The sequence below is a fragment of the Streptomyces sp. Q6 genome, assembly GCF_036967205.1.
Lineage (GTDB): Bacteria > Actinomycetota > Actinomycetes > Streptomycetales > Streptomycetaceae > Streptomyces > Streptomyces citrinus.
On sequence record NZ_CP146022.1, the window covers coordinates 7,087,524 to 7,106,359 of the forward strand.

An 18,836-nucleotide genomic window follows, 5' to 3' on the forward strand; every position below is an offset into this window, starting at 1 on the left:
CCGGCCGTGGTGGCACGCTGGGGGGATGCCTACAGAACCGCTCTCCCAGAAGGACATCGAGGACCGCCTCGCCGAGCTCCCCGGCTGGTCGCTGGACGGCGACAGCATCACCCGCACCTACCGCCTGGGCAGTCACTTCGCGGCCACCGGCCTCGTCGTGCACATCGCCCAGACCCAGGAGGAGCTGGACCACCACTCGACCCTCACCCTCGGCTACGACACGGTCGGCCTCACCGTGAACACGCACGACGCGGGAGGCGCGGTCACCGCGAAGGACTTCGAACTGGCCCACCGGGTCGAGGACTTGGCTCCCTCGCACGGGGCGGCCTGAGTCACCGGTCGACACGACCCGAGCGCCGTTCCCGCGCTACGTTCGGGACGTGCTCGACTACGACCAGGAAGCCCTCCGCTACGACGCGACCCGCGGCGGCGAACCCCGTGCGCGGGCCGCGGCCGACGCGGTCCTCGGCCTCGTCCCGCCGCAGGCCCGCACGCTCCTCGACGTGGCGTGCGGCACCGGCATCGTGACGCGCCTGCTGACCAGGCCGGGCCTGCGCCCCTTCGGCGTCGACCGGGCCGACGCCATGCTGCGGGCGGCGGCACCGCGACTCGACGGCGCGGTGGCGCGCGCGGACTGCCGCCGACTCCCTTCCGCGACGCCACGTTCGACGCCGTCACCGCGATCTGGCTGCTGCACCTGCTCGGCGACGCGGCCCCCTCGTGGCCGAGGCCGCCCGCGTGCTGCGCCCCGGTGGCGTCCTCGTCACGACGGTCGACAAGCACGCCGGGCACCTGGTCGGCAGCGACATCTGCGCCCTCGTCGCCCCCTACCGCCGGCCGCACCCCGCGGACGCGGCCGAAGTCGTCACGGCGTACGCCGCCGAGCACGGTCTGCGGCCGTGCGGTGCGGCGACGTTCGTGGGGCACGGGCAGGGGCGTACTCCCGCGCGGATGGCGCGGGAGGTGCGGGAGGGCCGGATCCACGCGGCGGGCGGCGCGGAGCCGGCGGACGCGCTCGACGCCTTGCCGGACCGTGAAGTGCCGCGCCAGGAACCGACGTTCACGATGTTGGCCTTTCAGCAGCCCTTTGAGTCGGACCTCTAGAGAGCGGCGAACAGGCCCGCCAGCGGAGCCGGGACGCTGTCCGGCGTGAGGGCCGCGGTGAGCACATGGCCGTAGCGGATCTTCCGGCCCTTCTTCGTGCCGAAGAAGCGGCGCAACTGCTGCTGCGCGGTGCGGTCGCGCTGCGCGGGCTGGCGCAGGAAGGTCTGGAGGGCCCGCAGGTCGCCCTCCTCGCGGACCAGCTCCTCGACGCGCGGCACACCGAGTGCCCGGATCAGCTCGTCCTCCAGGTCGGCGGCGCAGACGAAGAACCCGTCCTGCGCCGCGCGGGCCCGCTCCAGACCGCGGACGTAGAAGGGCAGCTCCCGCTCGTCGCACAGGCCCACCAGACGCAGGCCGAGGCCGGGCGGCCCGAGGAGACGCGTGAACCGGCCGACGCTCATCGCGCCGCCCATCGGCAGCACGCAGATCCCCTCGGCGGCCAGATCCCGGCCCCGGCGCGCGGCCAGCGCGTCGACCGCGGCGGCGTCGCTCGGCCCTTCGAGCAGCACGGCCACCCGGACGGGCAGCCGCACGGCCAGCTCCCGCGCGAGGTCGCCGGGTCCACCGGCCGCCCACGCGGTGACCGCGTCCCGGAACGCCCCCATGTCTGCCATGCGACGAGTCTCCCCTCCCGTGCGCCACGGCGGTAGCGGATTTCGGCGGGCCCGGCGCTCAGGCGGCGGCCAGGCGCTCCCGCTCGTCCGCCGTCAGCTCCAGCTCCACCGCGCCCAGGGTCTCCTCGATCTGTGCCACCGAGGACGCCCCCACGAGCGGGATCGCCGGGACGTCGGCGCCGATCATCCAGGCGAGGACGACCTGGTTGACCGTGGCGCCGGACGACTTCGCCACCTCGCGCAGCGCCGTCAGCCGGGCCTCCCGGCTGCCGTGGTCGTGCCCCGGGCCCAGCGGCTTGTCGGCGCGGACGTACGCGCCGGCCAGCAGCGGCGAGTACGCGACGAGCGTCAGGTCCGGCTCGGCGCGCACCATGCTGAGCAGGTTGCCGTCGGCCGTGCCGAGTTCGCCGTCCGGCGAGAGCTGGCTCGGCAGGTCCGTGCGGTGCCGGAGGTAGCTGTGCTGGTACTGGAGCACCTCGTAGCCGGGCAGTCCCTCGGCCCGCGCGATGGCCCGCGCCCGCTCCACCTGCCACGCCCAGTGGTTGGAGACACCGAGCAGCCCGACCTCGCCCTCGTTCACGAGCGCCCCGAACTCCCTTACCGTCTCAGCGAGTTCGACGTTCGCGTCCGGGATGTGCGCGTACAACAGGTCGAGCTTGTCCATACCGAGCCGCGCCTTGCTGCCCGCCACCGCCGACCGGATCGCGGCCGCCGACAGCCCCTCCGCGTTGTCGACGTAGCTCGTGCCCGGCGCGAGCGGCGCCGCGCCCAGCTTCGTCGCGATGACGACCTCGTCGCCGATGCCGCGACTGCGCCGCCAGTTGCCGAGGACGGTCTCGCTCTCGCCGCCGACGCTCCCGGTGTTCCAGAACGCGTAGTTGTCGGACGTGTCGATGAACGTGCCGCCCGCCTCGACGTACCGATCCAGGATCGCGAACGCCGTCTTCTCGTCCGTCGCCGTGCCGAACAGCATCGCGCCGAGGCTGAGCACGCTCACCTCGCGGCGCGTCGCCGGAGCGGTGCCGATGGTGCGGTACTTCATGCCGGTCATGGATCGTCCCCTCGTCGGGCCCGGCGCCACCGTGCCGCGCGCCGGGCTTGCTCTGACAAGGAGTGAACGTGCTGAAGTGCACACGAAGTCAAGCGCGTGGGGAAGACGCCGGGTCGGGGCGGCGGGTGAACGCCATCGTCCAGTTCGACAGCCAGGTACGCCCCGCGTCGAGCGAGAACGCCTGCTCCCAGTGGGCGCTCGTCGCGCTGATCCCGGACCACACGAAGCGCACCCGCACGTCCTTCCCGTCGTGCGTGTCGTCGCCGAAGAACGCGCCGCGCCGCCCGTCGCCCTCGAACCGTCCGACCACCGGCGGGAAGACGCGGCCCGAGCGCTCGGTGGCCCAGTTCAGCGACCACTGCCGGGCCTGCGGGTCGAACAGGCGCAGCGTGAGCGCCTTCCAGCCCTGCTCAGGAACGAGCAGCTCATCGATGTTCGCCGCACCGCCGAACAGGCTCCAGCAGCGGCTCGTCGCCCCGAACTCCTCCCACCCGCTGTCCGGGTCGAGGAAGTCGAGACGCCGGCGGTGCGCGACGTCCCAGTCGCCGAAGAAGAAGTCGAAGTCGTGGGCGGTGCTCATGAGCGTCCTCCTGTGGTGCCCTCGGGCAGGGTGTCGTGCACGTAGGCGTCGAGGTCGGGCCGGTGCGGCGCGAGCATGTGACGCACCCAGGCGTTCCGCTCGTGCAGCAGCGGCGGCAGTTCCCAGACGCAGCCGATCCACGGCTTGTCCGGCCGTACGAAGCGGGTCGGATCGGTGTCCGGGCAGCCGAGCGCGGGCTGACCCGCGGCCGCGCCCCGAAAGTGCAGGACGTTGTCCCACACCCAGCTGTACGCGTTCAGGTACGCGCCGGTGTCGCCGCCCCGGTGCAGCACGACGAACGTCGCGGGCGGCGTGCCGTCGGGGTCGGGCAGCAGCTCGGGCAGGATCGCGTACGCCGCCTCGGCGACGTCGGGCGCGATGCCCGCCGGGTCGGCGGTGACGTGGTAGCGCTTGACGCGGCGGCCCGCCACCTCGATGGGCGGCGGCACCGTCAGCAGTTTCTCCTCGAAGGCCATGCCCGCACGTTAGGACCGCTTCACTGACATCCTGTGTCAGTGAAAACAGACGTCGTGACAGCTGACGCGTGCCGGTCCGTGCCCGGGACGGCGCCGTGAAGTCCAGCCGGCTCGTCTCGATCCTGCTGCTGCTCCAGACCAGGGGGCTGATGACGGCCGCGCAGCTCGCCGCCGAGCTGGAGGTGTCCGTGCGCACCGTCTACCGCGACATCGACGCGCTGCACGCCGCCGGCGTCCCGCTGTACGGGGACTCGGGCCACGCCGGCGGCTACCGCCTGCTCGACGGCTACCGCACCCGCCTCACCGGCCTGACCACCGACGAGGCCGAGGCCCTCTTCCTCGCGGGCGCACCGGGCCCCGCCGCCGACCTCGGACTCGGCCCCGTCCTCGCGGCGGCCCAGCTGAAGGTACGGGCCGCGCTCCCCGCCGAGCTGCGCGCGCACGCCGACCGGATCAGTGCCCGCTTCCACCTCGACGCACCCGGCTGGTACGCCGACGAGGACGCCGTCCCGCACCTGCCCGCGGTGGCGGCCGCCGTCTGGGACCGGCGCGTGCTGCACGTCGTCTACCGCCGCTGGCGCGAACCCACCGACGTGGAGCGGCGGTGGGAACCGTACGGGCTCGTGCTCAAGGCGGGCCGCTGGTACGTCGTCGCGTCGGCCGGCAGCGGCGCCCCGCGCACCTACCGCGTCGACCAGATCCTCCGACTCCACACCGGCGACGACGAGTTCGACCCGCCGGAGACCTTCGACCTGGCCGCGTACTGGCAGGCCTACCAGGCGGACTTCCATCGACGCCTGCACGCGGGAGAGGCCCTGGTCCGGCTGGCGCCCGGCGCCGCCGACCGCCTCACCGGGCCCGCCGCCCGCGCCGCGCACACCACCGGCACGCCCGAACCGGACGGCTGGACCCTGGCCCGCCTCCCCATCGAGTCCCTCGACCGCGCCCACGACGACTTCCTGCGGCTCGGCGCCGACATCGAGGTGATCGAGCCGCTCGACCTACGGCGACGGATCGCGACCACGGCCGCGGCGCTGGGGAGGCTGTACGCGGGCGGCGGCTGAGCCCCGTAACTGTTCTCCGCACGGCGGCAACTGATCGACCCGCGGCGGCGACTGACGGAACGTAAGCCCTCGCACGTTCCCACCCGCACGGTCCCACCCCCAGGAGCCCGCATGCCCCGTCCGCACCGCCCCCACCGCAGACGCCGCCGTCCGCTGCTCGCCGCGACCGCCGCCGCGGCCCTGGCCGGAACCGGGATCGCCGTCCTGCCCGGTGACGACGCCTCCGCCGCCACCGCCCGGCAGGCCGAAGCGCTCGACCGCGGCCTGGTCAGCGTGCACACCGACGCGGGGAACCTGGTCACGTGGCGGTGGCTCGGCACCGACCCGGACACCGTGTCCTTCAACGTCTACCGCGCCGGTACGAAGGTCAACTCCACGCCCGTCACCGGCTCCACGAACTTCTTCCACTCCGGCGCGCCCAGCTCCGCCGACTACACGGTCCGCGCGGTCGTCAACGGCACCGAGCAGGCGGATTCCCCGCACGCGATCCAGTTCCGCTCGGGCTACAAGGACGTACCGATCACCCCGCCCGGGGGCGGCACGACCCCCGACGGGGTGGCGTACACGTACGAGGCGAACGACGCGTCGGTCGGCGATCTCGACGGCGACGGCGTCCTCGAGTTCGTCCTCAAGTGGCAGCCCACGAACGCCAAGGACAACTCCCAGTCCGGCTACACCGGCAACACCGTCGTCGACGCGATCAAGCTCGACGGCACGCGGATGTGGCGCGTCGACCTCGGGAAGAACATCCGCTCGGGCGCGCACTACACACAGTTCCAGGTGTACGACTACGACGGCGACGGCAGGGCCGAGGTCGCCATGAAGACGTCCGACGGGACGACCGACGGCAAGGGCGCGGTCATCGGCAGCTCGTCCGCCGACCACCGCAACTCCAGCGGCTACGTCCTGTCGGGCCCCGAGTACCTGACGATGTTCGACGGCGGGACCGGCGCGGCCCTGGGCTCCGTCGACTACGTCCCCGCGCGCGGCACGGTGTCGTCGTGGGGCGACTCGTACGGCAACCGCGTGGACCGCTTCCTCGCCGGTACGGCCTATCTCGACGGCGCCCGCCCCTCCCTGATCATGGCGCGCGGCTACTACACGCGGACGGTCGTCGCGGCGTGGGACTGGCGCGACGGGAAGTTCACCCGCCGCTGGACCTTCGACACCAACTCCTCGACGAACACCGGCAAGGGGTACGACGGGCAGGGCAACCACCAGCTCTCCGTCGCGGACGTCGACGGCGACGGCAAGGACGAGATCGTCTACGGCGCGATGGCCGTCGACGACAACGGCTCGGGCCTGTGGACCACGAAGAACGGCCACGGCGACGCGATGCACGTCGGCGACCTCGACCCGTCCCGCGCGGGCCTGGAGGAGTTCAAGGTCGACGAGGACAGTTCCAAGCCGTCGTCCTGGATGGCCGACGCGAAGACCGGCACGGTCCTGTGGTCGACCCCCGCGAACGGCGACAACGGGCGCGGTGTCTCCGGCGACATCTGGTCCGGCAGCGCGGGCGCCGAATCCTGGTCGTCGGCCGAGTCGGGCATCCGCAACACCAAGGGCACGGTCGTCAGCACGCACAAGCCGTCCTCGACGAACTTCCTGTCCTGGTGGGACGGCGACACCACCCGTGAACTCCTCGACGGCACGCACCTCGACAAGTACGGCCCGTCCGCGGACACCCGCCTGCTGACCGGTTCCGGCGTCCACTCCAACAACTCGACGAAGGCCACGCCGTCCCTGTCCGGCGACATCCTCGGCGACTGGCGCGAGGAGGTCGTGTGGCCGACGACGGACAACACGGCCCTGCGCGTCTACTCGACCCCGGTCGAGACCAGCACCCGCATCACGACCCTCCTCCACGACACGATGTACCGCACGGCGCTCGCCTGGCAGAACACCGCGTACAACCAGCCACCGCACCCGAGCTTCTTCATCGGGGACGGCATGCCGACGGCACCACGCCCGACGATCACGACGCCGTGAGGACGTGACCGGCACGCCCTGAGAACGAGGTCACCCAGCGAGGCGGCCGGAGCTCGCCGAGCACCGGCCGCCCCTGCCCAGACATGACGCGCGTGCGCCACCGGTGTCGGAGTGGGGCGGGGCGGGCCGGGGGATCAGGGGCGCCACTCCGCTCGGTGGCCGGGTCGGTGCCTGTACGTCTCAGCGATGAGGCGCAGCACCTTCTCGGTCGTGCCGGCGGGCTGCTTGAGTGCCCATGCGATCAGCCTGGTCTTCGCGGTGACCTCTTCCAGTACCCGCATCGGATCATGTTCGGCGATGTGGATTCCGGCGCTCTCGTCCGTGGCGCGGTCGACGGGGACGATGACGCGCCCCGACTCGTCGGCAACCACCGCGGCCCCGTCGTCGTCCCGCCGGTGGAGCCACCGACCCTGCGGCAGGAGCCACCGGCAGGTCATCCATCAGCCGGGCCCGGGGCCGCACGCTCGGTGCCCGTCGCCTTCGCGGCGGCGTCGAAGTCGTACCAGGTGTCCCCGCCGCGGATCTGGCGGGGCGGTGTCTTCGGCTGCTTCGGCGGCACGGGCTGACTGTATGCGGGCGCGGGCGTAGTCACCCCTCATCAACTACGAGACGGCGAACGGCACGATCGTCCGCATCCCTCCCGGCCAAGCGGATCGGGCGCGGAGTCGCCGGGAGCATCCAGGTCATCGACACCGACGACGGCGACGTCACCCGGCGACGCCGCTGGGTGACGTATCCCACAAGCCCCAACTGCCTCTCGCGTACAACCTTTTCGCTCCGTCGCCGATCAAAACGGTGCGGCCGCCCTGGCCGTGCGTGATGTGGGTCCGCCCGTGATCCGTGACCGGTGATCCGCGTCCGCCCATCGACAGCGATACGGAGCCTCCTCGTGTCCCAGCACTCCCGCAGCAAGGTGACGTCCCGCAAGAAGGTGATCCTCGGCGTCAGCGCACTGGCCGCCTCCGGGCTCGCCGTCGGCCTGCTCGTCACCCCGTCCGCGACGGCCGGCGGGACCGACGCGGACGAGGCGCTGGAGCAGAGCAGGACTGCGTTCGCCGACACGGTGGCGGCGAAGGACGCCGCCCCCAAGGCCAAGACCCTGGCCGCGGCCGCCGACGACGCCACCGTCGTCTCCAACATCACCGTCAACGGCGGCGACAGCGCCCGCGTCGGTACGGCGAACACGCAGACGATCACCGTGAAGTGGACGGTCAGCGGCGGCACGAAGCTCTACGGCAGCCACGCGTCGATCTGGCGCGGCACCGACACCGAGGACGGGCTCGAGCAGTTCCTCAACTCCGAGCAGTTCGACGCGGACACCGACCCCTGCGTCGCGTCCGACGGCGCCACGTACCACTGCACGGCCACCTTCAAGATCGACCCCCAGAGCCTCCTGACGAACGAGGACGCCGGGGCCTGGAAGGTCCGCCTCTGGGCGATCACCGACGCGACCCCCGACGTGGACAACGACAACGCCAAGACCTGGTACCTCAAGCGCTGGTCCCGGCTGAGCAACAACGCGGCCCCCGAGCCCGTCGCCAAGGGCAAGACGATCACGATCACCGGCAAGCTGGAGCGCGCCAACTGGGACACCCACAAGTACGCGGGCTACACCCAGCAGACCGTCCGCCTCCAGGAGCGTTCGCTGACCGGCTCGTACGCCACCACCAGCAGCCACATCACCGGCACCGGCAGCCTGGCGGGCGTCGAGAAGCAGACGCGCACCGCCACCACCGACCGCTGCTACCGCTACAAGTTCGAGGGCACCACCACCACGCCGCCGGTCACCGCCACCGGTGACTGCGTGGACGTGCGCTGAGCCCACCGGCAGGCGAACAGGCCGTGACGCGCGCCGCGTTCCCGCGGGAACGCGGCGCGCGTCACGGCCGCCACCCTCGCGGAAGCCGGGCCGGTCCGCGTAGGGCGCGGCGACCAGACGAAGCGTGACGCAGGGGTGGGACGGCTCCTCGCCCCGCACGCCGCAGGCCCCGCACACCTCGCCGTCCGACGCGTGCAGGGCGATCAGCTGCCGTTTGGCGCCGATCTCCCGCAGCACCCGAGCCGGGAGCCCACAGTCGCAGACGGCACCCGGGGCTTCGTGGAACATCGACATGGCCGCCTTCACGGAGTCCGCGTCGCCCGCGAGGTAGGCGTGGATGTCGCAGTCGAGGGTGTGCCAGCTGCTCGCCCGGCGCGCGTCCTCATCGAGCTGGGCGCCGAGCCACCGGACGAAGTCACCCATCGGACGACTCCCCCCGGGTGCGGCTCTCGCCGTCGATGCGGACGCGGAGGCCGCGGGCGCGCTCATGGGGGACGCCGATGGTCATGAGCCGCATCGTCTCACGCGGGTGTCCGTCTTCGGACGGGTCGGCGTCCCGGATCGCTGTCCGCACCACGAACAACCCGGAGACCTTCTCGTACGCCTCGTACTCGCCGTACTTCTCCTACGCGCCTTCCATGCCCTTCTTCAGCTCGGCGAGCTCCGGACCGGTCTCCTCGGCCGGCGCCTGCCATTGGAACGACTGGCCCGTGCCGTCCGTGTAGACGAGCTTGCCGCCGCGCTGCTCCTCGGAGATGTCGAACGCGATCGTGCGCCAAGCCCACGAACCGGCCCGCACCGTGCCGCCACCGGTGAAGCCCTGGGGCGTGATGCTCGACGCGTCGTTCTCCCCTTCGTCCAGGGCCTGACCGTCGGGTGCGATCCACTGCCACCCTCCGCCGCCGGCCGGGGCGGACTCCGCGGCGGCCGTGTCACCGACAGCCTTGTCCTTGACGGTGATGATGGCGAACGTTCCGTTCACCGACGTACCGGCCATCGCCTCCGCCCGATACGTGATCGTCGTCGGCGTCACCTCGAGCGTGCCCCCGGTGTCGGAGTCCTGATCGCCCGTCGTGCTGGCCGGCTTCCCCCAGGCCAGCTTGCTCGCACCGGCCGTGCCGTCGCCGCCGGTCCCCGCGCCCTCTTCGGGGCCGGCGCTGGCACCGCCGCCCTCTTCGGAACAGAACTTCATCCACTCGGCCTGGCTCAGGCCCTCGTCGGTGCAGTCGACCTTCTTCGTCGACTTCTTCGCCGCGGACGGCTTCGAATCGACCGTGTCGTCGCTGCCGCCACCGCATGCGGTCAGAGCGGCAAGAAGCAGAGCGGCCGTGGCCGCGGTAGCGCGAACGCGCATGAGTCCCCCCACAGTTGAGCTAGCCGGAACACGGTAGACCACATGTGGTGGAACCGTGCAGGCGGTGGGGGGGTGCGACGGTACGGCCACCGGCGCCGACATGACGACGCGCCCTCCCCGCCGGGCGGGGAGGGCGCGTGGCCGCGTGTCTCTACTCGTCGTCGTTGCGCAGCGAGTCGCGCAGCCCTTCGGCCTTGCCCTTGGCCTTCTCCCCGGCCTTCGCCACGTCCGCCTTGGCCTGGTCGACCTGGCCCTCGGTCTTCATCCGCTCGTTGCCGGTGGCCTTGCCGACCATCTCTTTGGCCTTGCCTTTTGCCTTGTCCATGGCGTTCTCGCCCATGACTGCTCCTTGTGGGGGGAGGGAGCCTCTCACGCTACGAGGGGGTGGCCGGGGCCGCATCCGGAAGGATGACGGAGCGTGCGTCCGCAGATCCGGGAGACGGGGTCAGCCGCGGCGCGACTTGATGAACCAGACGGCGGCGACGGCGAGGACGACGAGGATGATCAGTATCTTCATGGGTTCCTCCTGCCCGGGGACGGCCCGGTTAGTCGAGGACGGCCGCGCGCGGTGCGGAACCGACGGCCACGACGCCACGCTCGTCAGCCGTCCGGCCTCAGCTGTAGCTCCAGCGCCAGGCGTTCGAGCGGTACCGGCAGGTGATCGCGGCGCCGCTCGCCGTCGTGGTGGCGGCGCCGTGGTCGCTGTTGCGGCAGTACTGTCCGGCCGCGTAGCAGTTCCCGGAGTTCGACACGATCGAGCAGGTGCCGCTCGCGGCGTCAGCGGAGTCGTCGCCCCCGGAGCCCGCGGCGGGCCGCGGCGTGACGGTGACCCTGACCTTCACGGTCTCCGTGGCCGTGACGGTCGGAGCCGGCTCGGGCGTGGCCCGTTCCGTGGCGGTGGCCGTGGCCGTCGTGGTGATGGTGGTGGTCGGCCTGACCTGGGCGGCCGCCGGCTTGGCGCTGCCTCCGTCGCCCCCGTCCCCGCTCGTCCCGATGGCGCCGCCGAGGAGGAACGCGACGCCTATCGCGGGCAGGACGAAGCGCTTGCGCGCCCACTTCGCGGCCGGGCGCGGACCGGGTCCCGCCGGTGGAACAGGCGTGTACGGATGGCTCATGAGGTCCCCCTGGACGGCGGTGCGACGGATGGTGAGGGGGAGAGGCTAGTGCCCGCCAGGCCGCTTGTGGAGAAGGTGTGAAGGTTGAGTGATGTACTTGTGACCTATGCATCTTCCGGGGGGTGCCCGCTCAGGCATGACGGACGGCCGGGCCACCTCCTGGCCCGGCCGTCCGACACCTGCAACCGTGCGATCAGCCGGTCGCGCAGCTCTTGCCGTCCAGCGTGAACGCCGAGGGCTTGCCGTTCGTCGCCGAGCGGCTGCCCGTGAAGCCGAAGCCCACCGACGAACCCGCCACCACCTTTCCGTTCCAGTCGACGTTCTTCGCCGTGACCGCGGCGCCGGACTGGCTCGCCCGCGCGTTCCACGCCTGTGTGACCTTCTGGCCGTCGGGGAACGTCCAGCCCAGGGACCACGCGCCCCACGTCGCCGTGCCCGTGTTCCTCAGCGTCACGTCGGCCTGGAAGCCGCCCGGCCACTCGTTCGTGATCGTGTACGTGACCGTGCAGGCCGCGGTGCCGTCACCGCCACCGTCGCCCGGCGGCGTCGACCTGTCGGCGGAGTCGCCGTAGATGACACCCCGGCCGTTCGTCGACACGTACACCCGGCCGTACACGCGCGGGTCGCCCGTGATCGCCGCACCCGTCCAGCCCCACTGGTGCGCGTCGTCGTTGACACGGGTCCAGGACGCGCCCGCGTCCGTCGAGCGGAAGATGCCGCGCACGCCGCCGATCTTCGCGCTCGCGTACAGCGTCTGGTACGTGGCGCCGGGCGCCGCCTTGCCGAAGCCGATCGTGTCGGCCTGTTCCACGTTCGACAGCTTGGTGAACGTCGCGCCGCCGTCCGTCGAGTGCCACAGGCCGTACGCGCCCTTCGTCGAGCCGCCCGCCAGCCAGATGTCGCCCTTCGCGCCCGGCACCGCCTTGAACCGCACGGGCCCGTCCGTCGGCAGCCCGCTCGACGCCTTCGCCGTGAACGTGGCCCCGCCGTCCGAACTCGCGTAGAAGGTACCGGACTTGAACGCGTAGAAGGTCGACGCGGACGAGCGGTCCGACTCGACCACCGCGCCCGCAGGCACCCCGCTCGACGCCGTCCACGACGCCCCCGTGCCGGTCTGCACGCCCGCACCGTCCGGGCTCCACACGAACCGGCCGCCGTCCGCCGACGCCGCGACCGTGCCGCCGCCCGTGACGCCCGCCGGATCGGCGCCGGCCGCGTACCAGTCGGCGCCGTTGTCGTTCGAGAGGGCGACGTGCGCGCCCGAGTCGACGTTTCCGGCCCGCACCACCACGTCCGGCTTCGACTCGGCGAAGTCCAGGCTCGTGGAGGACGTGAAGTTCGGGGACGTGAACATCATCGAGGGGACCTTGGTGAGGTCCGTGTGGCGGAAGCCGCCGATGTCACCGAGCGCGCTCAGGAGCGGCGCGCCGGTCGGCGGGGACGCGATGTCGCTGACCGACGTCTCTTCAAGTCCCTTGACCATGGGGGTGATCGAGAAGGTGCCGCCGGTGTCCCACTTGCCCAGGTCCTCGGTGCCGTAGACCGTCGCGCCCGTCCCGTACATCATCCGGTTCGAGTCGAACGGGTCGATCTCCAGCGCCTCCGTCATCCAGCCCAGCTTCGGCGACTGCTCGGGCGGCGTCGGGTTCGCGCCCCAGGTCAGCCACGGCACGGACGAGACGTCCATCGTGTAGCGGTTCGCGCGGGTCGGGTACGCGGTGTAGTCCCACGCCTTAGTCCACGTACCGCCGCTGTCCGTCGAGCGGAAGATCAGCGTGTCCGGCCACCAGGAGCTGTAGCCCGACACCATGACCGTGCCCGGGTGCTGCCGGTCGATCGTCAGGCCGCTGAAGCCGTAGGAGGTGTCCGCCTCGGCGGCCGGGCTGATGTTCTTCCACTCGCCGGTCTTCGTCGCGTACCGCCACACCTGGCCCTTGCCGCCGTCGTACGGGCCGCCCTTGTCGCTGTACGCGAGGTAGAGAAAGCCGTTCTCCGCGTCGAGGACTCCCTTGTGCGCGAGGTACCCGGTGGGCTGGCCCGCCACCCGCTCCCAGGTGACGCCCGCGTCGGTGGAGCGGTAGACCGCGTTGTCCTTGTCGGCGACCCCGACGTAGATCGTCTTCGTACGGGCCGTGCCGGACCCCGTCGACTCGTCGAACGTCACCCACGCGATGCCCTGGTTGTCGGACGCGTAGCCGGACGTGTCGGACGGGTCCTGCCGATAGGTGCCGGGGTTGGGGAACGCCGTGACCTGCGACCACGTCACACCCGCGTCCGTCGAACGCCACAGGCCCTTGCCGCTGGGCGCCCCCAGGTACAGGACGTCGTGGTCGTGCGGGTCGATCGCGAGCCGCTCACCCATGCCGCGGCCCGGCATGTTGCCGCCCAGCTTGAAGGGGAGATCCGTCTTCTTCCAGGTCGCGCCGCGGTCGGCGGAGCGCAGTACCGCGCCGTTGCCCGGGTCCCAGTCGTTCGTGTACGTGCCGACGGCCGCGTACACCTGGTCCGGGTCGACGGAGTCGGTGGCGAGCGAGGCGACGCCCGTGTGGCCCCAGTCGTCCCAGCCGACCGCATCGAGCAGCGGCGTCCAGGACCTGGTGTCCTGCTCCCAGCGGTAGGCACCGCCGATGTCGGTACGGGCGTACGCGAGGTTCTCCTCGGAGCGGTTGAAGACGATGCCGGGGACGAAGCCGCCGCCGTCGATCCGGGCGTTCTTCCAGGAGTACGTGTCGGCCGCGATCCGTGTCGTCGACGTGGCCTTCGGCGACGGAGACTCGGCCGCCTGTGACTGATGGCCCGTCAAGAGGCCTGCTGTCAGGGCAAGTAAGGCCGCGCAGAGCAGCCGTGTTCTTCGAGGTGCGCGCATGGAGGGTCCCGGGGGTGAGGGGGGGGAGGGGGAGGAGAGGGGAGGGACGGAGAAGGGCAGGGGAGCGGGCCGGACGACCCTCGGGGAGGAGGATCGCCCGGCCCGTCCTGCACGGAGCCGCTGTGCCGCGGGGCGTTATTCGAGCAGCTCCGCGTATGAACCCATGGCGAGCGCGATGTCCGCCTGGGCCCAGAACCGGTGGTACGTGAACGTCGGCGCCGCGCCGCCCGCCAAGTAGGCCTCGACCTTCGACCAGTTGGGGTCGTCCTTGTAGAAGGAGCGCAGCGAGGCGAACGTCGACGCCGAGTCGATCGTGTCGCCGTTGGGCATCGTCCCGGTCCAGCCGCTCGGCACATACACGGCGTCGTCGAACCGGCTGTAGTCCGTCCGCGTCTCGGGCACCGCGATACCGATCGCGTCCCGGTCGTGCTCCCACATGCCGTCGAGCAGCGCCTTCGCCGTCGTCCTCGCCTCGGTGTCACCCGACTTGGCGGCGTAGTACGTGAGGGTCTTGGCGTACGCCGCCGCGACCCCCACGTCGTCCGTGTAGTCGGCGACCGTCACGTGAAGTCCCGCGTTGGCCCCGGGAGTCGACGCGTTCCAGGTGTCCGGCTTGCCCGACCACTGGAGCGTCGACGGGATGCGGAACGTGCCGTCCGGGTTGATGGTCGTCTTCGACAGGGCCCAGTCGACCCACTTGTCGAGGACGGCCTTCGCGTCCGCGTCGCCCGACTCGTGGTAGTACTCGGCGACGCGCTCCATGGACCACGCCTGGAAGCCGAACCACTGGTTGGACGGCGGGTCGTGGTAGACCGGCGCCTCGTCGTAGTACATGCCGTAGAACGTCGGCGTGCCGGACGGCGGGGTGCCGTAGCTGCCGCCCCAGCTGTTGGTGGCGCCGCCCGCGATGGCGCCCTCGTCCGACTGGAGCCAGCGGTAGAACTCCAGCTGCCGGTCGAGCGACTTGGCCCAATCGGCCTGTCCGGTCGCCGACTTGGGCTTCAGGTCGGCCACGGACGACAGCGCGTACGCGGCGAGCGGGTTCTGGTAGCCGCCGTGCGTGTGGCTGGAGCCGATCCGCCAGGACCAGCCCGCCGAGTTGTCGGTGGCGCCGCCCCACGCGTAGTACCAGGACATCAGGTAGTGCGAGGCGTCCTTGCCGGTGCCGGCCGGGCAGGTCGTCGCGCCGACGCAGTTGCCCACCTTCTTGAAGTACTTGTCGTACATCGAGTACCGCAGGTAGTCACCCATCTTGGCGGCCTTGCCCACGGCCGCGGACACGGCGGAGCCCTTGCCCTGCTCCTTCGCCCACACGTCCGCCCAGTACGCGGCCTGCACGGCCCGCGCGTCGGCGTCCGGCGCGTTGGTGAACTTCCACTGCTTGGCGTAGGACGAGTCACCGGTGAACAGGTCCAGGTACCCGTTCTTGCCGCCGTACTTGAAGGCGTCACAGGTCGGCTGCGGCACCGTCTCCCACACCGACTCCTGGGCGCCGCGCTGGAACGTGTTGATGTAGGACGGGCCGGTCGCCGTCGGACCCGCCTCGCACTTGCCGGGCTCGTTGCCGTACCCGTAGACGTTGTCGACGTCCTGCAACCAGTGCATGCCGTAGATGTCGTCCGTGCCGTACGCGCTCTTCAGCTCACCCGCGATCGGGTCGCTGCCCACCGACACCGACGAGTCCAGCTTCGCCGGGTACTGCGACGGCAGATCGTGCTCGGGGGCGTACGTCGCCGGCTTGGACGCGTTGTAGAAGGAGTTCGTCGGCTGGTCCGCGTGCGTGGGGATCATGTACTTCTCCATGAGGTCCCACGCCCCGTTGAACTTCGACCAGTCGCCGCTCACCTTCCCGTACATGGCCTGGAGCCACAGCAGGTACGAGTAGGCCTCCGACGTCGTCTCGTGGCCCTGGTCCGGGGCCTCGACGATCAGCGTCTCGACCGAGTGGTACGGGATGCCCTCCGGCGAGAAGTAGCCGTTCGCCGGGTTGGTGATCTTCCCGTAGAGCTCCAGGAAGCGCGCGTCGTACGTCGTCGACGCGGCGAGCTGCGTGACGGTGACCTCGGCCTTGGTGTGGCCGGGTGCCGTGACCGCGAAGGTGGCCGCGCCCGTGCCGGAGGAGTCGGCGGCGATGGTCACCTTCTGCGCCGTGCTCCAGTTCGACGGGGTGAAGGTCAGGCTCGCGCCGGACGACACCGAAAGGCCCGTGTTGCCGCTCGCGCGGGCCACGGACACCGTGACGTTCGCCGTCGGCTGCGTGGAGAGCTTGACGTCGAAGGTGCCTGACGTGCCTTGCTGGACGCCGAGTTGGGCGGGCGTCGCGACCAGGGCGGGGCCGGCCGCGACCGTGATGCCGACCGGGGTCGACTCGCCGGACGCGCCCAGACTGTCGTACGCCTTCGCGTACAGGGAGTGGGTCCCGGACGCGAGATCGTCCGTATCGAGGGCGAACGGCGCGGACGTGTCCGTGCCGATCAGCGTGGTGTCGTCGTAGAACTCGACCTTGTCGACGGTGGCGCCGTCCGCGGCCGCCGCGGTGGCCGCCAGCGGGATCGCGTCACCGGCCGTGTAGACCGCGCCGGCCTTGGGGCTGGTGAGGACCGTGACCGGCGGCTGATGGGCGCCCGCGCAGGTCGTGCCGTTGATCGCGAAATTCGTGGGGGCCGAATTCGAGCCACTGTAAGCGAATTGCGCCCCGGTCGATGTGGCGGCGCCGGCCGCGATCTTCGCGTTGTATCCGGCGTCCTTCACGGTGACGTTCTTTCCGGACTGCGACCAGGTTCCGTTCCAGCCATTGGAGAGTTTCTGGTCACCGGTGTACGCGTAGGTGAGGGTCCAGCCGTCGATCGCCGCGCTGCCGCGGTTGGTGATCGTCAGATCGGCCGTGAAGCCGGAGCCCCAGTCGTTGGTCCTGTAGTCGACGCTGCACTCAACTGCCGCCGCCTGAGCGTCAGTTGGGAGTGCCGCGAGGGTGGCGAGCGGTAGTGCCAGTGCGGCCGCCGCAGCGGTCCACAACCGCCTGGCCGGTCTCTTGGGCATGGGGGGTCCTCCTGGTGCGGCTCGACAACCTGTGAACCAGTGGGAGCGCTCCCAAGGATGGGGAAGGGGGAATTCAGGGTCAAGGGGCTTGAAGAGTCGAATTAGTTCGACAGAGAAAAATGGCAACTCCTCTGTTGCTTGACGGCAGTTCTTTCTCTACAGTCCTCCACCAACCAGTGGGAGCGATTCCATCAGTCGACGTGCCGGCCCGTTCCGGTCACGCCCGAGCTGCAAGGAGTCGCTCATGCGACACCCCCCGCGTTCTGCGCTTTTAGTGGCCTGCGCCCTCGGCGCGGCCACGCTCGTCCCGGTGACCGGCACCACCGCGTCCGCCGCTGCCCCCGCTTGCTCGGTGGAGTACTCCGTCACCGGGCAGTGGGACACCGGCTTCCAGGCGGCGGTCAAGGTCACCAACAACGGCGCGGCGAGAGACAGTTGGAGCCTGTCCTTCGCCTTCGCCGACGGTCAGAAGGTCACCCAGGGCTGGAGCGCCAAGTGGTCGCAGTCCGGCACGGCCGTGACCGCCGCCAACGAGTCCTGGAACGGATCGCTCGCGACCGGCGCGAGCGTGTCCGCCGGCTTCATCGGTACGTGGTCGGGCGCCAACACCGTGCCCACCGCCTTCAAGCTGAACGGCACCACCTGCGCCACGAACGGCACCGACCCGACGGACCCCACGGATCCGACCGATCCCACGGACCCCGGTGACGGCACCGCCCCGGCCCTGAAGGTCTCCGGCAACAAGCTCGTCGACGCGTCCGGCGCCACCCGCCGCATCCTCGGCGTGAACCGCTCCGGCGCCGAGTTCATGTGCGTACAGGGCTACGGGATCTTCGACGGTCCGGTCGACGACGCGGCCGTCAAGGCCATCGCCGACTGGAAGGCCAACGCCGTCCGTATCCCGCTCAACGAGGAGTGCTGGCTCGGCCTCGACAACATCAAACCCGAGTACGGAGGTGCCAACTACCGCTCCGCCATCCAGGAGCTGGTGACCAAGGTCAAGGCCCACGGTATGACGCCGATCCTGGAGATGCACTGGTCGTACGGCCAGTACACCGGCAACAGCGCCGGCTGCTCGGACGTCCACGCCACCTGCCAGAAGCCGATGCCGGACGCCCGGTACGCGCCCAGCTTCTGGTCCTCGGTCGCGAGCACCTTCAAGAACGATCCGGCGGTCGCCTTCGACCTGTTCAACGAGCCGTACCCGGACCGCGCCACCTCCAGCCAGACCGAGGCATGGGCCTGCTGGAAGGACGGCGGCACCTGCCCCGGGATCGGCTACGAGGTCGCCGGCATGCAGGACCTCGTCGACGCCGTGCGCGCGGCGGGCGCCTCCAACCTGATCCTGGCGGGCGGCCTCGCCTACTCCAACGACCTCGGCCAGTGGCTCCAGCACAAGCCCGACGACCCGGCCGGCAATCTCGCCGCGGCCTGGCACGTCTACAACTTCAACACCTGCGCCACCGAGAGCTGCTGGGACTCCACGCTCGCGCCCGTCGCGGCCCAGGTCCCGCTGGTGGCAGGGGAGATCGGCGAGAACACCTGCTCGCACGGGTTCATCGACCGGGTCATGAAGTGGTTCGACGACCGCAAGCTGTCGTACCTCGGCTGGACCTGGAACACCTGGGACTGCTCCTCGGGACCGTCCCTCATCAGTGCGTACGACGGCACACCGACGGCGTACGGAATCGGGCTCCGCGATCACCTGCGGGCCCTGAACGGCTAGCCCCGCACACCCCCACAGCACCACAGAATCGAAAGGGAC

17 protein-coding genes and 2 pseudogenes are annotated in these 18,836 nt (G+C 71.0%); 6 read left to right on the forward strand and 13 right to left on the reverse strand.

Annotated features, from left to right (window positions below; translation table 11 throughout):
- Nucleotides 1-25: 25 nt before the first annotated feature.
- Together V2W30_RS32855 and V2W30_RS32860 are read left to right on the forward strand one after the other, a co-directional pair.
- Nucleotides 26-331: a 4a-hydroxytetrahydrobiopterin dehydratase gene (locus tag V2W30_RS32855; RefSeq protein ID WP_338702176.1), complete on the forward strand. Its 306-nt coding sequence runs from the start codon at nucleotides 26-28 to the stop codon at nucleotides 329-331.
- 49 nt (nucleotides 332-380) lie between these two features.
- Nucleotides 381-1,104: pseudogene (locus V2W30_RS32860) on the forward strand (class I SAM-dependent methyltransferase).
- Here the strand turns inward: V2W30_RS32860 and V2W30_RS32865 are convergent.
- From V2W30_RS32865 to V2W30_RS32880, 4 genes are all read right to left on the reverse strand, one after another.
- Entirely contained in the window at nucleotides 1,101-1,718 is a 618-nt protein-coding gene (locus V2W30_RS32865) for a TOPRIM nucleotidyl transferase/hydrolase domain-containing protein (RefSeq protein ID WP_338702178.1), read from the reverse strand. The pseudogene V2W30_RS32860 and the gene V2W30_RS32865 sit on opposite strands and share 4 nt — an antisense overlap.
- A gap of 58 nt (nucleotides 1,719-1,776) precedes the next feature.
- Nucleotides 1,777-2,760 (reverse strand): aldo/keto reductase, encoded by a 984-nt coding sequence (locus V2W30_RS32870; RefSeq protein WP_338703849.1) that lies wholly within the window; start codon nucleotides 2,758-2,760, stop codon nucleotides 1,777-1,779.
- Nucleotides 2,761-2,857: 97 nt separating this feature from the next.
- Nucleotides 2,858-3,349 (reverse strand): hypothetical protein, encoded by a 492-nt coding sequence (locus tag V2W30_RS32875; RefSeq protein WP_338702180.1) that lies wholly within the window; start codon nucleotides 3,347-3,349, stop codon nucleotides 2,858-2,860.
- Nucleotides 3,346-3,825: a hypothetical protein gene (locus V2W30_RS32880; RefSeq protein WP_338702182.1), complete on the reverse strand. Its 480-nt coding sequence runs from the start codon at nucleotides 3,823-3,825 to the stop codon at nucleotides 3,346-3,348. Before V2W30_RS32880 ends, V2W30_RS32875 begins: the two co-directional genes overlap by 4 nt.
- 95 nt (nucleotides 3,826-3,920) lie before the next feature.
- Between V2W30_RS32880 and V2W30_RS32885 the strand changes: the two genes are divergently transcribed.
- Together V2W30_RS32885 and V2W30_RS32890 are read left to right on the forward strand one after the other, a co-directional pair.
- The gene (locus tag V2W30_RS32885; protein WP_338703850.1) at nucleotides 3,921-4,889 is read left to right on the forward strand and encodes a YafY family protein; all 969 of its coding nucleotides are present in this window, start codon (nucleotides 3,921-3,923) and stop codon (nucleotides 4,887-4,889) included.
- Nucleotides 4,890-5,000: 111 nt separating this feature from the next.
- Entirely contained in the window at nucleotides 5,001-6,878 is a 1,878-nt protein-coding gene (locus V2W30_RS32890; protein WP_338702185.1) for a rhamnogalacturonan lyase, read from the forward strand.
- A 134-nt stretch (nucleotides 6,879-7,012) separates the two neighbouring features.
- On the opposite strand, the gene V2W30_RS32895 is transcribed toward V2W30_RS32890, so the two are convergent.
- A complete protein-coding gene (locus V2W30_RS32895; RefSeq protein WP_338702187.1) occupies nucleotides 7,013-7,315 on the reverse strand; it encodes a DUF6221 family protein in 303 nt (100 codons plus the stop codon).
- The gene (locus V2W30_RS32900) at nucleotides 7,312-7,437 is read right to left on the reverse strand and encodes a hypothetical protein (RefSeq protein WP_338702189.1); all 126 of its coding nucleotides are present in this window, start codon (nucleotides 7,435-7,437) and stop codon (nucleotides 7,312-7,314) included. Before V2W30_RS32900 ends, V2W30_RS32895 begins: the two co-directional genes overlap by 4 nt.
- Nucleotides 7,438-7,767: 330 nt before the next feature.
- Here V2W30_RS32900 and V2W30_RS32905 point away from each other — a divergent pair, with 330 nt between their 5' ends.
- On the forward strand, nucleotides 7,768-8,697 hold the full coding sequence (locus tag V2W30_RS32905) for a calcium-binding protein (RefSeq protein WP_338702191.1): 930 nt from the start codon (nucleotides 7,768-7,770) through the stop codon (nucleotides 8,695-8,697).
- 87 nt (nucleotides 8,698-8,784) lie between these two features.
- Here V2W30_RS32905 and V2W30_RS32910 read toward each other — a convergent pair.
- From V2W30_RS32910 to V2W30_RS32940, 7 genes and pseudogenes are all read right to left on the reverse strand, one after another.
- A pseudogene (locus tag V2W30_RS32910) lies at nucleotides 8,785-9,186 on the reverse strand (DUF6221 family protein); the annotation flags it as partial.
- 136 nt (nucleotides 9,187-9,322) lie between these two features.
- Nucleotides 9,323-10,051 carry a hypothetical protein gene (locus tag V2W30_RS32915; protein ID WP_338702192.1) on the reverse strand — a complete coding sequence of 243 codons (729 nt, stop codon included), beginning with the start codon at nucleotides 10,049-10,051 and terminating at the stop codon, nucleotides 9,323-9,325.
- A 151-nt stretch (nucleotides 10,052-10,202) separates the two neighbouring features.
- Nucleotides 10,203-10,391, reverse strand: coding sequence for a CsbD family protein (locus V2W30_RS32920; RefSeq protein WP_338702193.1), 189 nt, complete (start codon nucleotides 10,389-10,391; stop codon nucleotides 10,203-10,205).
- 105 nt (nucleotides 10,392-10,496) lie between these two features.
- Nucleotides 10,497-10,646 carry a hypothetical protein gene (locus V2W30_RS32925; protein ID WP_338702194.1) on the reverse strand — a complete coding sequence of 50 codons (150 nt, stop codon included), beginning with the start codon at nucleotides 10,644-10,646 and terminating at the stop codon, nucleotides 10,497-10,499.
- Nucleotides 10,647-10,665: 19 nt separating this feature from the next.
- Nucleotides 10,666-11,166, reverse strand: a complete 501-nt coding sequence (locus V2W30_RS32930; RefSeq protein ID WP_338702196.1) for a hypothetical protein — start codon at nucleotides 11,164-11,166, stop codon at nucleotides 10,666-10,668.
- Between the two features lie 193 nt (nucleotides 11,167-11,359).
- Nucleotides 11,360-14,032 carry a cellulose binding domain-containing protein gene (locus V2W30_RS32935; protein ID WP_338702198.1) on the reverse strand — a complete coding sequence of 891 codons (2,673 nt, stop codon included), beginning with the start codon at nucleotides 14,030-14,032 and terminating at the stop codon, nucleotides 11,360-11,362.
- 135 nt (nucleotides 14,033-14,167) lie between these two features.
- Nucleotides 14,168-17,071, reverse strand: coding sequence for a glycoside hydrolase family 48 protein (locus V2W30_RS32940; RefSeq protein WP_338702200.1), 2,904 nt, complete (start codon nucleotides 17,069-17,071; stop codon nucleotides 14,168-14,170).
- 244 nt (nucleotides 17,072-17,315) lie between these two features.
- Here V2W30_RS32940 and V2W30_RS32945 point away from each other — a divergent pair, with 244 nt between their 5' ends.
- On the forward strand, nucleotides 17,316-18,797 hold the full coding sequence (locus V2W30_RS32945) for a cellulase family glycosylhydrolase (protein ID WP_338702202.1): 1,482 nt from the start codon (nucleotides 17,316-17,318) through the stop codon (nucleotides 18,795-18,797).
- Nucleotides 18,798-18,836: the final 39 nt, after the last annotated feature.

What these genes read in the sequence shown, in the direction of transcription:
- V2W30_RS32870 (WP_338703849.1), bottom strand. Translation starts at nt 2,760, where the DNA reads ATGAAGTACCGCACCATCGGCACCGCTCCGGCGACGCGCCGCGAGGTG.
- V2W30_RS32935 (WP_338702198.1), bottom strand. Translation starts at nt 14,032, where the DNA reads ATGCGCGCACCTCGAAGAACACGGCTGCTCTGCGCGGCCTTACTTGCC.
- V2W30_RS32930 (WP_338702196.1), bottom strand. Translation starts at nt 11,166, where the DNA reads ATGAGCCATCCGTACACGCCTGTTCCACCGGCGGGACCCGGTCCGCGC.
- V2W30_RS32915 (WP_338702192.1), bottom strand. Translation starts at nt 10,051, where the DNA reads ATGCGCGTTCGCGCTACCGCGGCCACGGCCGCTCTGCTTCTTGCCGCT.
- V2W30_RS32865 (WP_338702178.1), bottom strand. Translation starts at nt 1,718, where the DNA reads ATGGCAGACATGGGGGCGTTCCGGGACGCGGTCACCGCGTGGGCGGCC.
- V2W30_RS32940 (WP_338702200.1), bottom strand. Translation starts at nt 17,071, where the DNA reads ATGCCCAAGAGACCGGCCAGGCGGTTGTGGACCGCTGCGGCGGCCGCA.
- V2W30_RS32880 (WP_338702182.1), bottom strand. Translation starts at nt 3,825, where the DNA reads ATGGCCTTCGAGGAGAAACTGCTGACGGTGCCGCCGCCCATCGAGGTG.
- V2W30_RS32875 (WP_338702180.1), bottom strand. Translation starts at nt 3,349, where the DNA reads ATGAGCACCGCCCACGACTTCGACTTCTTCTTCGGCGACTGGGACGTC.
- V2W30_RS32920 (WP_338702193.1), bottom strand. Translation starts at nt 10,391, where the DNA reads ATGGGCGAGAACGCCATGGACAAGGCAAAAGGCAAGGCCAAAGAGATG.
- V2W30_RS32855 (WP_338702176.1), top strand. Translation starts at nt 26, where the DNA reads ATGCCTACAGAACCGCTCTCCCAGAAGGACATCGAGGACCGCCTCGCC.
- V2W30_RS32895 (WP_338702187.1), bottom strand. Translation starts at nt 7,315, where the DNA reads ATGACCTGCCGGTGGCTCCTGCCGCAGGGTCGGTGGCTCCACCGGCGG.
- V2W30_RS32890 (WP_338702185.1), top strand. Translation starts at nt 5,001, where the DNA reads ATGCCCCGTCCGCACCGCCCCCACCGCAGACGCCGCCGTCCGCTGCTC.
- V2W30_RS32945 (WP_338702202.1), top strand. Translation starts at nt 17,316, where the DNA reads ATGCGACACCCCCCGCGTTCTGCGCTTTTAGTGGCCTGCGCCCTCGGC.